The organism is Corynebacterium breve (assembly GCF_030252165.1).
Taxonomy (GTDB): Bacteria; Actinomycetota; Actinomycetes; order Mycobacteriales; family Mycobacteriaceae; genus Corynebacterium; species Corynebacterium breve.
Window position 1 is genome coordinate 2,001,703 of record NZ_CP126969.1, and the last position, 15,841, is coordinate 2,017,543.

Annotated in this window: 15 protein-coding genes; 6 read left to right on the forward strand and 9 right to left on the reverse strand. The window is 58.1% G+C overall.

What is annotated here, in order from left to right; all coding sequences use genetic code 11:
• The first annotated feature begins 25 nt into the window (after positions 1–25).
• From QP027_RS09750 to QP027_RS09760, 3 genes are all read left to right on the forward strand, one after another.
• A complete protein-coding gene (locus QP027_RS09750; RefSeq protein WP_284824428.1) occupies positions 26–322 on the forward strand; it encodes a rhodanese-like domain-containing protein in 297 nt (98 codons plus the stop codon).
• Between the two features lie 71 nt (positions 323–393).
• Complete coding sequence (locus QP027_RS09755; RefSeq protein ID WP_284824429.1) at positions 394–837, forward strand: MarR family winged helix-turn-helix transcriptional regulator; 444 nt, start codon at positions 394–396, stop codon at positions 835–837.
• Between the two features lie 2 nt (positions 838–839).
• Positions 840–4,688: a Pls/PosA family non-ribosomal peptide synthetase gene (locus QP027_RS09760; RefSeq protein WP_284824431.1), complete on the forward strand. Its 3,849-nt coding sequence runs from the start codon at positions 840–842 to the stop codon at positions 4,686–4,688.
• Position 4,689: 1 nt separating this feature from the next.
• Here QP027_RS09760 and QP027_RS09765 read toward each other — a convergent pair whose 3' ends face one another.
• The 7 genes from QP027_RS09765 to QP027_RS09795 form a co-directional block, all read right to left on the reverse strand.
• The gene (locus QP027_RS09765; RefSeq protein WP_284824432.1) at positions 4,690–5,265 is read right to left on the reverse strand and encodes a PIN domain-containing protein; all 576 of its coding nucleotides are present in this window, start codon (positions 5,263–5,265) and stop codon (positions 4,690–4,692) included.
• Positions 5,266–5,339: 74 nt separating this feature from the next.
• On the reverse strand, positions 5,340–5,780 hold the full coding sequence (locus QP027_RS09770; RefSeq protein ID WP_284824434.1) for a helix-turn-helix domain-containing protein: 441 nt from the start codon (positions 5,778–5,780) through the stop codon (positions 5,340–5,342).
• A gap of 78 nt (positions 5,781–5,858) precedes the next feature.
• Positions 5,859–7,049: an alpha/beta hydrolase gene (locus QP027_RS09775; protein WP_284824435.1), complete on the reverse strand. Its 1,191-nt coding sequence runs from the start codon at positions 7,047–7,049 to the stop codon at positions 5,859–5,861.
• Positions 7,050–7,104: 55 nt separating this feature from the next.
• On the reverse strand, positions 7,105–7,854 hold the full coding sequence (locus QP027_RS09780; RefSeq protein ID WP_284824437.1) for an enoyl-CoA hydratase-related protein: 750 nt from the start codon (positions 7,852–7,854) through the stop codon (positions 7,105–7,107).
• Positions 7,854–8,753, reverse strand: a complete 900-nt coding sequence (gene ppk2 / locus QP027_RS09785; protein ID WP_284824439.1) for a polyphosphate kinase 2 — start codon at positions 8,751–8,753, stop codon at positions 7,854–7,856. Before ppk2 ends, QP027_RS09780 begins: the two co-directional genes overlap by 1 nt.
• 148 nt (positions 8,754–8,901) lie before the next feature.
• Complete coding sequence (locus QP027_RS09790) at positions 8,902–9,024, reverse strand: hypothetical protein (RefSeq protein WP_284824441.1); 123 nt, start codon at positions 9,022–9,024, stop codon at positions 8,902–8,904.
• Between the two features lie 51 nt (positions 9,025–9,075).
• Entirely contained in the window at positions 9,076–9,246 is a 171-nt protein-coding gene (locus QP027_RS09795) for a hypothetical protein (protein WP_284824442.1), read from the reverse strand.
• Between the two features lie 931 nt (positions 9,247–10,177).
• Between QP027_RS09795 and QP027_RS09800 the strand changes: the two genes are divergently transcribed.
• Positions 10,178–11,092, forward strand: coding sequence for a CAP domain-containing protein (locus QP027_RS09800; protein WP_284824443.1), 915 nt, complete (start codon positions 10,178–10,180; stop codon positions 11,090–11,092).
• Between the two features lie 106 nt (positions 11,093–11,198).
• Here the strand turns inward: QP027_RS09800 and groL are convergent, their stop codons facing one another.
• Positions 11,199–12,836, reverse strand: coding sequence for a chaperonin GroEL (groL, locus tag QP027_RS09805; protein ID WP_284824445.1), 1,638 nt, complete (start codon positions 12,834–12,836; stop codon positions 11,199–11,201).
• 200 nt (positions 12,837–13,036) lie between these two features.
• On the opposite strand from groL, the gene QP027_RS09810 reads away from it, so the two are divergent.
• Positions 13,037–14,368, forward strand: coding sequence for a dipeptidase (locus tag QP027_RS09810; RefSeq protein ID WP_284824446.1), 1,332 nt, complete (start codon positions 13,037–13,039; stop codon positions 14,366–14,368).
• A gap of 54 nt (positions 14,369–14,422) precedes the next feature.
• Here the strand turns inward: QP027_RS09810 and QP027_RS09815 are convergent, their stop codons facing one another.
• Positions 14,423–14,956 (reverse strand): MmcQ/YjbR family DNA-binding protein, encoded by a 534-nt coding sequence (locus QP027_RS09815; protein WP_284824448.1) that lies wholly within the window; start codon positions 14,954–14,956, stop codon positions 14,423–14,425.
• A gap of 276 nt (positions 14,957–15,232) precedes the next feature.
• Here QP027_RS09815 and QP027_RS09820 point away from each other — a divergent pair, with 276 nt between their 5' ends.
• On the forward strand, positions 15,233–15,760 hold the full coding sequence (locus QP027_RS09820) for an acetyl-CoA acetyltransferase (RefSeq protein ID WP_284824451.1): 528 nt from the start codon (positions 15,233–15,235) through the stop codon (positions 15,758–15,760).
• The last annotated feature ends 81 nt before the right edge of the window (positions 15,761–15,841 follow it).

Consider the following 15,841-nt stretch of genomic DNA (forward strand, 5'->3'; position numbering starts at 1 on the left):
TCGAGTTCGGTATAAATTGGGCACCATGAAAGAAGCACACGTAAACGACGTGCCCGAGGGCGCGCAATTCATCGATGTCCGCGAACCAGACGAGTATGCCGAAGCCCACGCCAAGGGCACGGTCAACCTGCCGCTAAGCCAATTTGTGCAGCTGTGCGATCAGATCAATCCAGATGAGCCGGCGTATATCATTTGCCGCTCCGGAGGTCGCAGCGCGCAAGCGATCGAGTACATGGAGCAATCACGCGGCTGGGACAACGGCATCAATGTCCTTGGCGGCACCAACGAGTGGATTGAGCAGCAGCTTCCATTGGGTGACTAATTTGCTTTCTTAAATTGATGGGCGCGAGCCAATCATTTTACAAAGTAATAATCGCGATCTACCATGTAGATATGTCATCACCAATTAACCTGCCTGCAGCATTGGTCTCGTCGCCGTCGTTCCAAATTGAACGCGTGCGCCGTCGCACCCGCGACGAGGTCGAAGCCACCCTCGGCAGCCGAGGCACCACCATGCGCGAGTTTTGGGTCCTGACCTGCATCGTTGAAGAGAACGCTGCGAGCCAGACCCACCTTTCGGAAACGCTTGCCGTTGACGCCTCCGACATGGTGCGCCTCATCGATTCCCTAGAAAAGCACGGCTGGGCCGCCCGCGAGCGCGACCCCAAAGACCGCCGCCGTCAGATCATCGCCCCAACCAAGAAGGGCATCAAGGCCCAGGCCGAACTGGCTGCACTTGTCACGGCCGCCGAGGACCGTGCCCTCGACGCGACGACCACGAAGCAGCTCAAGCACCTACGCAAGTTGACTCAGGCCATCTTGCAGGAGGAGGGATAGGCTTGCAGCAGTTTCTCGCAGCGAACCGTGCTCCTGCTCCCCGTACACTGATCGACGTTCTCGAAGACACCGCCGCGACCTACCCGGAAGCGGCGGCTATTGATGACGGCGACGTCATCACATACTCCGAACTCATCGAAGACATTCACGCCTGGGCCGACGAACTTCACCGCAATGGCATCCGTCGCGGCGATCGCATCGGCATCCGGATGACCTCGGGCACCCGCGAACTCTACACCGCGATCCTGGCAACTCTCTACGCCGGCGCAGCGTACGTCCCCGTCGATGCTGACGATCCCGACGAGCGCGCCGAGTTAGTCTTCTCCGAGGCAGGTATCAACGGCCTCTTCGAAGACGGCGGGTTCCGCATGCTCACACCAGAGCGCGACGGCGACACCAGCAAGCCATCGCTTGACGACGACGCCTGGATCATCTTCACCTCCGGCTCCACCGGCACCCCGAAGGGTGTCGCGGTATCGCACCGTTCGGCGGCAGCATTCGTGGATGCCGAGGCGCGCATCTTCTGCGCCGACTATCCGCTTGGCCCAGAGGACCGCGTTCTTGCTGGTCTGTCGGTTGCTTTCGACGCAAGTTGTGAAGAAATGTGGCTGGCATGGCGAAGTGGCGCGTGTCTGGTTCCGGCGCCGCGTTCGCTCGTGCGCTCTGGCCAGGACTTGGGCCCGTGGCTGATCCGCCGCGACATCACTGTGGTGTCTACCGTCCCTACCCTTGCAGGCCTGTGGCCTGCGGAAGCACTGGACCATGTGCGCCTGCTGATCGTAGGCGGCGAGGCATGTTCGGCTGAACTTGTGGATCGCCTTGCCACCCCGGACCGCGAGATGTGGAACACCTACGGACCGACAGAAGCCACGGTGGTTGCTTGTGCAACACAGCTTTTCCCAGGCCAAGAGGTCGGAATCGGCCTACCGCTGGATGGGTGGGACCTGGTTGTCGTCGATAAGCAAGAGCAGCCTGTTGCAATAGGCGAGGTTGGCGAGCTGATCATCGGCGGCGTGGGCCTGGCGCGTTACCTTGATCCGGCGAAGGACGCGGAGAAGTACGCGGCGTGGGGCGATTGGCCTCGCGCGTACCGTTCCGGCGATCACGTGCGTTTGGAAGAAGATGGCCTGTATTTCGTGGGCCGTGTTGATGATCAGGTGAAGATCGGTGGTCGTCGCATCGAGCTGGGCGAGGTGGATGCGAATGTCGCTGCCCTGCCGAACGTGTATAACTCCGCGGTGGCGGTGCAAAAGACTGGCGCGGGAGATTCCGTGCTGGTGGGCTATGTTTCGCTAGACGATCCTGCGGCTGGCTTCGACCATCAAGCCGCCCACGACACTTTGGCCGAACATATGCCGGCCGCGCTCGTTCCACGCATCTGCGTGATGGACGAGCTGCCGGTAACCACCTCGGGAAAGGTGGACAAGAAGTCCCTGCCGTGGCCACTGCCTGGTGTAGGTGTCGAGGCCGAGGGCCTGACCCCTACCGAGTCCTGGCTTGCGGACATTTGGGTCGACGTGCTCGGTGTTGCAGTCAGCGACAAGGACGCGGACTTCTTCGAGCTTGGCGGCTCGTCGCTCGCGGCGGCAACGTTGGTCGCGCGCATCCGCGAGGAGGTCCCGACTGTTGCCGTGCGTGACCTCTACGACCACCCTCGACTGGAGAAGCTCGCCGAAACTGTTGATCGCATTGCAGCTGATTCGGGCATTTCGCTTGGCGACGACACCACTGCCGAACCTCGCTTGGTCAAGCCCGTTCCACTGGCGGTTCGGTTGTGCCAAAGCCTGATCCAACTACCTGTGATGACTTTGCAAGCTGCAAGTATCGTTTCTTGGTGGCTGATCATCTCGAACATTTTGTTCATGCTCGGCCTCGAGTGGGCCGTGCACACTGACTGGGTGCTGGCCACGGTTCTCGTGGTGATCTTCGGTACTCCGCTCGGTCGTCTTCCACTGGGTGCGCTCGGCGCGCGCCTGCTCACCACCGGCATCAAGCCCGGCGAGTACCCCCGCGGCGGTAGCGTTCACCTGCGCCTCTGGGCGGCGGAGCGCTGGGCCGATGCGTCTGGTTCCCGTGCTATCTCGGGGTCAACCTGGGTGATCTCATACGCCCGCATGCTGGGCGCGAAGGTTGGCCGGGGTGTGGATCTGCACACCCTGCCGCCTGTGACGGGTCTGCTGACCATCGGCGATTACGCTGCAGTGGAGCCCGAGGTGGATCTCTCCGGTTACTGGATTGACGGCGACATTCTGCGCGTCGGCTCCATTCGGATCGATCGCGAGGCCCGCATCGGCGCCCGCTCTACCCTGCTTCCGGGTACCCACGTGGGTGAGGACGCGCACGTGGAGGCAGGCTCCACCGTGACCGGTAATAAGACCGTGAAGAAGGGGGCGCGCTGGTCCGGCTCGCCGGCGAAGAAGGTTGGCCGCTCCAAGCACCGCTTCCCTGTCGAGCACCCGCCACGCCGTTCCATCTGGGTTCTGATCTACGGTTTGACCTCGGCGTTCCTGGGAGCTTTGCCACTGTTTGCTGCGGCGTGTGCCATCGCGACGGTGGTCTGGCTGATCGAGCTCACCGGCGGCAGCCCGTACTTGGGCGCAGTAGTCTTCGGCGCGCTGGGTGGCCTAGTCTTGTTCGCTGTTACTTTGGTAGCGATCTGGCTGGGTGTGCGCATCATGTCCATCGGCGTTAAGCCTGGTGTGACGCCTGTGCGTTCCTTGCAGGGCTGGAAGATCTGGACGATCACCCGCTTGATGGACGATGCCCGTACCCGTCTCTTCCCCCTCTATGCCGGCGCGCTCACCCCAACGTGGTTGCGCTCCCTCGGCGCGAAAATCGGCAAGGATGCTGAGGTGTCCACTGCGGTCATGGTGCCAAAGCTAGCGGAGGTCCGTGAAGGAGCATTCCTTGCCGACGACACCATGATCGGCGGCTACGAGCTTGGCGGTGGCTGGATGATGACAGGTGAGGCGGTCGTCGGCAAGCGATCTTTCGTGGGCAACTCGGGCATCACGGCACCTGGTCGCAAGCTGGCGAAAAACTCGCTGGTTGCGGTGCTCTCTTCGACGCCGAAGAAGGCGAAGGCCGGCTCAAACTGGTGGGGCAGCCCGCCGGAGCGAATGCGCCGCGTCGAGGTTGACGCTGACGGTGGCGAGGCTCGTACCTACTCCCCTTCTACCGGGCTCAAAATCGCCCGAGGCTTGATCGAGACGCTGCGTCTTTTGGCACCGATGACATTTACGATGATTACCGGCGGCATCCTCGCGGCCATGCATTACCTGCTGGTCAGTGTCGGTGTGTGGGCCCCGTTCGCTGCTGGTGGTCTGATCCTGATGGCAGCGGGCTTTGTCGCGATGGCCGTGACCGTGGTGGTCAAGTGGGTCTGCGTGGGCAAGCATCGTCCTGGCGATCACGCACTGTTTACGTGGTTCGTGTGGCTCAACGAGCTGCAGGATAGCTTTGTCGAGGCCGTCGCGGCACCTTATTTCCTCAACGCAACGCTTGGCTCGGGCGAGCTGAACATGGCGCTGCGTGCTCTTGGTGTGAAGATTGGCCGGGGCGCGTGGATCGATTCGTACTGGTTCCCGGAAACCGACCTGTGTTACGTGGGCAAGGGCGCAAGTGTTGGCCCAGGTACCGTAGTGCAAACGCACCTGTTCCAGGATCGCGTGATGAGTCTGGACACCGTCACCATCGAAGAGGGCGCAACCTTGGCATCGCACTCGGTGGCGCTGCCGGCATCGTCGATCGGCCAGGGTGCAACTGTTTGGCCAGGCTCGTTGATGATGCGAGGCGACCAGGTCCCAGCCAACACCGTGTGGCAGGGTAACCCGATTGAGCCGCGGATGTAGCTCACATTCGCTGTGCGATTTCGCTTAACGCCTCGCGGACAATTTTCGCAAACTCCGGGCACTGTGCATCGTGCAGTGCCCTTTCGAGGCCATTGTGTTTTGGTCTCAGGGACCAGTATTCAAACTGTCCTCGAACGGTAGGCAGTAGGCAACTAGGATTTGATTGAATTACTAATTGGAAGAAATCGTCGGGATGATAAATCTCATACGGTTCATTATCCGGATCAGCTGTGAAATCGACGGACTTGTTAAAGGTCAGCAAAATATCGGCTTGGCCCTCAATTGCCGCAGCGTGAACGTGGTAATCGCCTTCATCTGTACCGGAAAACGGAAGGTCATCGGGAAGATCAGAGACTTTCTCTCCGAGACAGGCTTTGATCTTACCCACGCGGTCGCGGATCATCTTCCCTCGCGCGCGCGGATTTCGTTTCCGCAATACACGTACCGTTTCAGCGTAGATATCATTGCTCGCATAGAGCGAAAACATCCCCTCATTGTCGATCTGAAGATGAAATAACCAGTCAAGGCGCACTCGGCTGGCCAGTACGTTCGAGTCAACAATCACCCTTTGAGTCACATCCGAATAGTACTTGAATATACAAAATAAAGTGGCCGTTCCCCGATCGGGGAACGGCCACTCTGGTTTCACTCTTAGTCGTCGAACAGATCCTCATGCTCAGCGTTGAATTCACGCAATTCTGCAACGGCGCGACGACGTTCGTTAGCCCTTTGCTTCTTTAGCTCAAGCACATCGTCTCGGTTGAACCGCGTATGGGTTTTCACCTTGTGCGATTCGATGCGCCCCTCTTTGGCCCATTTCATCAGCGTGGGCCTAGAGACGCCAAGAAAGTCCGCAGCAGTTGTACTGGTGAGTTCCTCGGGCATGCGAGAGATCGTGATCTCGCCCTTTTGCGCTATGGATTCCAGAGTCTTCAGGAGCATTTCCTGTACTTCTTCCGGAACAGCCACCTCTTGTCCTTCAATGTTCTTGATGGACAATGTGGCAGATTGGGGGATTTGTGTTTCTCGCGCTTTTTCCACGGTGCGCTCGTTGATCACGAGCCCGTTAGCCGTGAGCGTTGCAGCACTCATTGAGTACCTCCCTGGGTTTATTAGCTTCGCCCCCACCATAACCCAGTTTCACTTATATCTGCAACCCCGCGCGCAAGACTAGTACAACGATGGGCGAATATGCTCCCAAGCAGGCGCTAGCTCTTCCTCAAAGTTGCGCCAGTCATGCACTCCGTCGCCCTTGTAGTTCACTACGTGGTGGTCCATGCCTTCAGCCCGCATCGCACGATCCAGCTCACGAGTACAGGTGTATACGCCGTTCTCCAATGCTGCGCCGATAATTAGGCTGTCATTGGAACGATCCTCTTCGGAAGGAAGCTCATCAATGCCACCATCAGCAGCAGACAGGTAGACAGCCATGTCGCGCAGACCCTCTGGGTGCGCGGACACATCATGGCGATCCCATTCTTCGGAGCCAACCGGGCCCCACATGTTTTCTACCGTGCCACCGCGAGTCTCGGTAACTAGGCGAACAATCTGTTCGCCAACGCGGGAACTAGTGGAGTAGCAACCAGAGAAACCGAAAGTCGCGTCGAACAACTCTGGGTGAGAGTTTGCTAGGTGGACCGCGCCGGAAGCGCCCATCGACAGACCACCGATAGCGCGGTGACCGTTGAAGAATGTGTCTGGTTCCGCTTCGACTAGCGGCAGTAGCTCTTCGACAATAAAGGTCTCCCACTTGTGGCGGCCCAGTACCGGATCATCCTCAATCCAGTCGGAATACCAGGTGCCGTTGGCATCTACTGGGAATACCAAGGTTGCGTGTTCATCGCCAAAGACTTCTTCAATTTCTTCCTTGCCCGGACCGTAGAGCCAACCAGAGTTGATCGGCGCACTAACACCATCAAGCAAAACGACGATCGGCGCATCGGCTCCACCCGGAAGTCGTACATCGACGGTGATGTCTCGACCCATCGACGGAGACGACACGGTCCAGCGCTCGAGGCGTCGTTCCGCGTTCGCAGCAACGTTGCCTGTTGGAGAAACTTCGCGGTTCAGAAGCTTGGCCTCGGTGATGGTCTCATCGATTGGATATGGGAAGTTGTCGTCGAGTTCGAGCGCCATCTCCGGAATATCAAAGTCGCTGGAGCCGACTAGCCCCAGGGAGCTGAGCAGACCATCGAGTGCAATTGCCGACGATCCCGGTGCCTGACTAGAAGCAGCGACCGATGAACGGAACGCATCGCTTAAGCCATCGCTACTGCCAAGTGGTCGTTCTTGTGCAATTCCGGGCGCAGCGAGAGTCGTAGTGACCGCGCATGCAAGAAATGTCGAGTAAATTTTACGCATTTACACATGATATGAAATGTTTACCCCTCAACAAAATCAATCAAACTGCATACTTTTATTCGCCTAAGAACTTTGGAGGCCGTTTCTCTTCACGCGCGCGACGGACTTCTTGGAAATCCTCGGAATTCCAGGCAGCTAGCCGGGCCTTATCGCATTCAGCTTCGGTGAATGGCTCCCCCGCCACGTGCGCGAAGTCCATCTTGAGCTGCTTCACGGTAAGCGGCGCCTTCTGTGTCAGGAGCCCAGCTAGGGCGAGCGCTTCTTCTACTCCCCCGGTTTGCAGGGCAAAGCCACATGCGAGGGCGCCCGCTGCATCAAGCTCTTGGCCCAGCATGAGCATGGCGCGGGCACGAGCCCCACCGACGAGGAGTTCGAGGTTGCGCACGGTGGATTGGTCGACGCCGATGGCCATGTCGGTCACCGGGGTGCGAAAACTCGCGGTTTCGCCAACAACACGGAAATCGCAAGCCATCGCGAGCATGGCGCCTGCACCGATAGCGGGGCCATTGACCGCGGCAATCACGGGAACGGACAGGGTGCGGATCGTACCCATGAGCCGTTCCAGCGCTGGATAGAGTTCACCGGCGAAGTCACGCTCTTTCAGATCAGCCCCTGCGCTGAAGATTGGTCCGTCGCCGGTGAGCACGATCGCTCGGACGGGTGTTGATTGGAGGCGCAGGAATTCGTCGATAAGCTCCTCGGAGAGGTCGACGTTGAGGGCGTTGCGTTTGCTGTTGCGGTTGAGTGTAAGCAAACAAGCCAGGCCTTCGTGGAAGGACTGGCTTGTCACGAGGTTAGAAGGCACTAGTCGCCAATCTGGTCGCGACCACGCTTGACGATCAATGGATCTGGCGTGCCGACGATTTCGTGGTCCTTGTTGGTGTATTCGAACTTGCTCAAGATGTAGCGCATTGCATTGAGACGTGCACGCTTCTTGTCGTTCGACTTGATGGTGACCCAAGGGGACTCGTCGGTATCGGTGTAGCGGAACTGCTCTTCCTTGGCGCGGGTGTAGTCGTCCCACTTATCCAGGGAAGCAAGGTCCATTGGCGAAAGCTTCCATTGACGCACTGGGTCAACCTGGCGAATGGCGAAGCGGGTGCGCTGTTCCTTGCGGGTAACGGAGAACCAGAACTTGGTCAAGGAGATACCGGAACCAAGGATCATGTTCTCAAGCATGGGGACTTCGCGGAGGAACTCTGCGTGCTGCGCCTCGGTACAAAAGCCCATAACGCGTTCAACGCCGGAGCGGTTGTACCAGGAGCGGTCAAAGAAGACGATCTCGCCGGCCGCCGGGAAGTGCTCGATGTAGCGCTGGAAGTACCACGAAGTGGACTCACGGGGCGATGGCTTTTCCAATGCGACGGTGCGCGCACCACGTGGGTTGAGGTGTTCGTTGAAGCGCTTGATGGTGCCGCCCTTGCCGGCTGCGTCGCGACCTTCAAAGATAATAATGTGGCGCTGGCCAGTCTCTTTGGTCCAGTTCTGCCATTTCAGAAGCTCAATCTGGAGCTGTCGCTTCTCGTGCTCGTAATCCTTGCGAGTCATACGCTCGTCGTAAGGGTAGTTTTCGCGCCAGGTTTGGATTGGGGTGCCGTCAGCGTTGAGCAGGACGGGATCGTCGTCATCGGAGTCATCGACGGTAAAGCCCTCGGTCTCCGTGAGATCGATCATTGGGAGTTCGTCGTCCTTGAAATCAGCCATGGCAACGATCATACCGGCAGTAACGGTTTGTTGCGGGGTGAAAAGTGCTGGATTTAGGTGCAATTACCTAGGCAAAGCAAAAACCCCACCGCAATGGGTGGGGTTTTTGAAGTTACTGCTTAGTTAGCAGTAAAAGCCTTGGTTGATCTTATGCGATCAGGCCGAGCAGGTCGGAAAGGCCTTCAGCGATCTGGAAGAGGCCAGCGCCTTCGAAGTAGTCGAAGATCGCAAGGAAAGAGAACATACCGGTGAGTGCGGTGATGGAAGACATATTTACTCCTTTAGGAAAGTATGGTGTGAAAGAGGGTTAAGTGCAGTCAGCTTATGCTACGGAGCTGAGGAACAGGCCAACGCTGTCGACGAAGTAGAAGGTGTTCTTCAGAACGTTGACAAGGCCGCCTGCCGCGGAGAGTGCGAGGCCGCCGGTGATGACGTCATTCCAGCCCTCCCAGGTGGTAACGAAGTTGTCGAGGTGAGTGATGATCTGGTCCATGAGGATCTCCAATCGAATTTTCCGGGTGGTTCACCCGGAAGTGATTTACAGTTGCAGACACCCTCAGTGGGCGTCACACCTAGTATCTTGACACAGAATCCAAGCATTGCAAGTCCTGCGCGCACAGTTTTTTCACATCGACTTTCACGCCACTCGGCAGCTGAATTTTTCTAAGTACACCCGTTAATAAAATCACAGAAAGGTAACAAGCTGCACTTTTGGCAATGATTCCCCCATTGCGCAATACTTTTTACCCCCGCCCCTGTAACGCGTTATTGCTGGGTGACGATTTGGAGAAAATTGCGGAATTGACGCATTCTCAGCGTTAAAATAATTGAAATCAGGTTCGACAATTACCCACTTCCGGGTGTGGCCGATCGATGGGGGCCAGTACATTCCCCTTCACTTGACCCCTCACCCTTCCCATGGATACCTTTCATTCACGCTCGCCACAGCACTTTTATGCGATATAAAAGCCGTCGAATGAATCCCCTTAAACCCCCTTGCAGGCGTAAGGCAATTTCATTGCGGTATGTCAACACAACTTTCACGCGCTCGAGGTCGGCTCGATTTTCATTACCTTATGGGAAGTGAAAATAACGGCAGCGACACGTCCGGCGGGTTATAGATTCCCGCAGCCCGACACTCGAGGGGAAATTGTTGACAGGGACTCATAGTTTCCCGGCCTAATCCCCCGCGTCAAAATGCCACACACGGAAACCGTATTCCCGTTAACTACCTGCGGAAACATATTAGCTTTACGCCTCACAAGGCCTTCACAGAATACAGTTACCTAAGAGGAAGCTAAGCGTCAGCTTATTTTTCGTTACGTTTTGGATACTCCTGAGTAACGGTTTCAATGCGATCTCCTCGATACCAACCGTTGCAGATCCCCCACGTCGCTTCGACACCTTCACGAAAGGCCACTTCCATGACTTCACGGACGCTTCCCGCAATCCTGGCTGCTGCAACCCTGTCAATGACCTTGATTGCCTCCCCAGCCGCCCAGGCGCAAGATGCATACGGCACCGCAGAACTGGCAGACCCGGTTCCATTCACCCTCACAGAAGAAGAATTTGACGCTCTTTACGACGACGTCATCAACGGCGAGACCTTCGAAGAGTCCCTCGCCGACACTCAGTACGATGACGCACCAGTCGCCGACGAGACCGAAGACGAAGACGGCAACTTCTTCACCCGTATCCCACAGTTCTTTGGCAGCATCATCGAGCGCGTCCGCATCGCATGTGGCTTCGAGCCAACCCCTGCCCCCGGCAACCCGGCTCCGAACCCTGGCAATCCTGGTGGAGGCTGCCCTGGCAACCCTGGAAACCCAGGCAATCCAGTTCCCAATCCAGGCAACCCTGGCGGAGGCTGCCCTGGTAACCCAGCACCAAACCCAGGCAATCCTGCTCCAAACCCAGGAAACCCAACTCCTGCACCGAATCCGGGCAACCCAGACAACCCAGTAGAGCCAGCACCCGTAGACGGCTCTATCGAGGCCATGGAGCGCGCTGTCTTTGACCAGATCAACCAGACCCGCCAGCAGGCCGGCTCAGCGCCATTGAAGTGGGATCAGCGCATCGCTAACGAATCCCGCGCATGGTCCCAGCAGCAGGCTGCTCGCAACACCATGCAGCACGAGACTTCGAACTACTACTACAACAACTACGGCGAGATCCTCGCTGCAGGCCCGAACGCCGGCGAGACTGCCGTGCAGCAGTGGATCGAGTCGCAGCCACACTACCTCCCAATGATCTACACGGGCCACACCATGGGTGGCGTGGGCATTTCCGAGCACCCAACGTGGGGCTACATTGTGACCGCGCGCATGGGAAACCAGTAGAACCGCAGGCGGAGTCGTCGTAAAGCAAAAACCGGTACCCCTCCAAAAATGGAGGTGTACCGGTTTATTTTCACGCCTTATATATAAGGCGTGAAAGTTGATGCGTTTACATCATGCCGCCCATTGCGTCTGCGTCGGGCATTGCTGGACCAGCAGGCTCTGGCTTATCAGCCACAACAGCCTCGGTGGTCAGGAACAGAGCCGCGATGGACGCCGCGTTCTGCAGAGCAGAGCGAGTAACCTTCGCAGGATCGTTGATGCCAGCAGCCATCATATCGACGTACTCGCCGGTTGCAGCGTTGAGACCCTGGCCGTCAGGGAGGTTCTGAACCTTGTCAGCGACAACACCTGGCTCCAGACCGGCGTTCAGCGCGATCTGCTTCAAAGGCGCAGACAGTGCCTCACGGACGATCTTCACACCGGTTGCTTCGTCGCCCTCAAGGCCGAGGTCGTCGTTAAGCGACTTCGCTGCCTGCAGAAGTGCAACGCCGCCACCTGCGAGGATACCCTCGTCAACAGCCGCCTTTGCGTTACGAACAGCGTCCTCGATGCGGTGCTTGCGCTCCTTCAGCTCAACCTCGGTAGCTGCGCCAACCTTGAGAACTGCAACGCCGCCAGCAAGCTTAGCCAGGCGCTCCTGCAGCTTCTCGCGGTCGTAGTCGGAGTCGGACTGCTCGATCTCAGCGCGGATCTGCTTGACGCGACCCTCGATCTGCTCCTTGGAACCAGCGCCATCGACGATGATGGTGTCATCCTTGGTCACAACGACCTTGCGTGCCTGACCCAGCAGCGGCAGGTCAGCGGTCTCTAGGGAAAGGCCGACCTCTTCGGCGATTACCTGGCCGCCGGTGAGGATTGCCATGTCCTGCAGCATCGCCTTGCGACGATCGCCAAAGCCAGGGGCCTTCACAGCAACGGACTTGAAGGTGCCACGGATCTTGTTGACAACCAGGGTGGACAAAGCCTCGCCCTCAACGTCTTCCGCGATGATCAGCAGTGGCTTGCCGGTCTGCATGACCTTCTCCAGAACAGGAACAAGGTCCTTCACGTTGGAGATCTTGGAAGATACCAGGAGGATGTATGGGTCTTCCAGGACGGCCTCGCCGCGCTCCATGTCGGTAGCGAAGTAAGCGGAGATGTAGCCCTTGTCAAAGCGCATACCCTCGGTGACCTCAAGGTCAACGCCGAAGGTGTTGGACTCTTCAACGGTGATGACGGAGTCCTTGTTTACCTGGCCGCCGCCGACGGTGTACATCGCCTCAGCGATCTTCTTGCCGATCTCTGGGTCAGCAGCGGAAATACCTGCGGTGGAAGCGACCTCTTCCTGGGTCTCGATTTCCTTCGCGGATGCGAGCAGGTCAGCGGAGACCTTCTCTACCGCAGCTTCGATACCGCGCTTGATGCCCATTGGGTTGGAGCCAGCTGCAACGTTGCGCAGGCCTTCACGAACAAGCGCCTGTGCCAAAACGGTAGCGGTCGTGGTGCCGTCACCTGCGACATCGTCGGTCTTCTTCGCAACTTCCTTGACCAGCTCTGCGCCGATCTTCTCGTAAGGATCCTCGAGGTCGATTTCCTTTGCGATGGAAACACCATCGTTGGTGATGGTCGGTGCGCCCCATGCCTTTTCTAGGACAACGTTGCGTCCCTTAGGGCCCAAGGTAACCTTGACTGCATCTGCAAGCTGGTTCAGACCGTTTTCTAGGCTACGACGTGCCTCTTCATCGAATGCGATCATTTTTGCCATAGTGAGTTTGTTGCTCCTCGTGAATTTGTAGAAAGCGACGACACTCTTCGTCTGGGTCCAAGTAGGCGCCCGCGACGGCACGGCTGGTGAGTGTAAATTCAGCCTCATCCCACTCGGTGATCAGTTTTTAGCACTCTGATCGTTCAAGTGCTAACTCCTTTTCTAGCACTCGTTGCAATTGAGTGCAAGAATTGGTTGGTATGAAACCTCAACGCGAAAGAATCTTCACCGACTTAGCCGAGATTGTCTCCTTCAACTCCGTCCACTCCGTGCCCGAGCTTGTCGACGAGCACCAGGCCGCCGCGGATTGGGTCGTCGACAAGCTCTCTGATGCGGGACTCGACGTTGAGGCGATCGACACCATCGACGGCACTCGAACGATCATCGGCCGCAAGGCTCCCGTGGGACATGCGCCGGTGGTGCTGCTGTATTCCCACTACGACGTTGTTCCCGCCGGCGATCCCGCTCTGTGGACCGACGACCCGTTCACCCTGACCGAGCGCGACGGCCGCTGGTACGGTCGCGGAACCGCGGACTGCAAGGGCAATTTAGTCATGCACCTTGAGGTCCTGCGCCTGCTGGAAGAGTACGACGGCACCGACTGTGGCCTCATCGTCCTTGTCGAAGGCTCCGAAGAAATGGGCGGCGAAGGCCTGGATCACCTGATCAAGACTCGCCCCGAGCTGTTCGAAGCCGACGCCATCCTCATCGCCGACTCCGGAAACGCAGCGGTGGGAGTTCCCACACTAACGACGATGCTGCGTGGCGGCGCCCGCGTCTCCGTCACGGTGGACACGCTGGAGGCTGGGGTGCACTCCGGCCAATTCGGCGGTGCCGCGCCTGACGCTGTTGCCGCTTTGGTTCGCATCATGGATTCGCTTCGCGACGAGCACGGCCGCACCACCATCGACGGCGTCGATTGCCTGGGCACCTGGGACGGCGAGCCTTACGAGCGCGCCGCCTTCCGCACCGACGCCGGCGTGCTCGAAGGCGTGCAGCTGATGGGCACTATCGACGACGAGCCAGCCGACATGGTCTGGTCCCGCCCCGCGGTGAACTTCATCGGATTTACCTCGACTCCAGTGGCAGAGGCGATCAACGCTGTACCTGCGACTGCGACCGCCTTACTGAACCTGCGCGTGCCTCCAGGAATGAACTCCGAGGAAGTTGCGTCTTTGCTAGTCGCGCACATCGAATCCCACGCGCCGTGGGGTGTAAAGGTGACCGTCGACGCCGACGATATCAACCCACCGTTTGCCACCGACGCTTCGAAGCCAGCCGTCAAACTACTTGGCGAATGCTTGGTCGAGGCGTACGGGGCCACCTCGCTTGCCACCGTGGGTTCGGGCGGTTCCATTCCGCTGACTTCCGCACTGCAAGAGGCATACCCGGATGCCGAGATTGCCCTGTTCGGCGTTGAGGAACCTCAGTGCACCATCCACTCCCCCGACGAATCCGTCGACCCATCCGAGATCGAGCACATTGCAGTGGCCGAGGCGCTCTTCCTCCAGCGTTACGGAAAAGATCAGTAAAAAGGAAGCCTGTCGATCGGCGGAGTCTGTGCACCCAGGGTCTTTCTCGCATGACTAGGCTTCGCGGCCGACACTTGCGGGATTGAAAGACACAGCTGTTTTAGGGCCCGGGTCTTGGAAGAGCGCTAGACGAAACTTGCCCGAAGTCTGCTTCTGGACGGTGAATTTCGCAGTTTGCGCTAGGACACCCCTCCTCGACCGAAAACAGCCGCTACAACAACCCGAAATTCTCCGGATCCACCGCCTTAACCGCCGCGGCAGGCCCGCCACCACCAACCGGTAGGATTCACGCAGCAGTTCAGCCACTACATCCTCGGGCACCCCGTCGCGCAACGTAATCCAGTGCTTCTTGTTCATGTGATAGCCCGGAGAAATCGCGGCAAATTCCTCTTGCAGGGCGCGCGCCTCCACGGGATCGGACTTCACGGTGACAATGTCGTCGCCACGCAAATCAGTGAGCAAGCAAAAGACTTTCCCCGAGACTTTCCACACATCCCATTCCGGGCCAAAAGGGTGGGTCAATTCCGCGCCAGGCAACTCAGCCGCCACACGGCTGGCGATGCCGAACAATCCGCCCTCACTTTGCATAGAAGTCAGCCTACCTGCGAAAACTTCACCCTCCAGGAAAACACGCCTGTGACCTGCATCTCGTCGCCAAGCGAAACCCAAGTGTTGCACGTCACAATTCCCCTTGCTAACCTAGCGCTCATGACAACAAAGTTTCTTCTTGTAGTACGAGTAGCCAAGGCTACGAACCCCGACGCGCATTAGGGCCACTCCCCGCGCACGGGATAGTAGTCGTTAATAACCCAGAACCTCGGGAGTCGGTCCTCCACCACACACGTACTCACAAGAAGGTTTTTCATGCGCACTACAACCATTTCCCCAATCCAGCAGATCCAGTCCACCGAGCACACCCTCCACGAAACTCGAGACGCACTGCAGGAGCGCTTCGGCACAGACCGTCGCCTGCCAAAGGAACTACGCGAAGAATCACGCGGCATGAACTGGAACTTGTTCACCGCAACCTATTGCCCAGCACCAACCTTGGACATCAAGTTCCTCTCCTCCGAGCAGCACAACCTCTACTCCACCCGTTTCTCCGCAGAAATCACCGCTACCTCCAAAACCGAGGCACCAGTCACCTTCACTCGCGAGATTCTGGCTTCCGGACCAACGAGCGCCATCAGCCACATGCTTGCCGACGAAGGCCGCCACGTTGAAATCCTCAAGTTCCACCAGATCGAACTGTTCGAGGCAACTGTCACCATCGTCAAAATCAGCCACCAGGTCAATCATCTGCACACCGCTTGGGCGGTCGGCTTCGGACCAACCAGCGAAACCTCCATCGCAGCAGCTCTTTCCTCCGCAGCGCAGCGCATCTACGGATAAAATTCACTGCCACCCTGCGCAGCGGAACAATATATACAGTCCACTTAGCGCCACCCCACAAATCTAGGTAGAGTGTTCAAC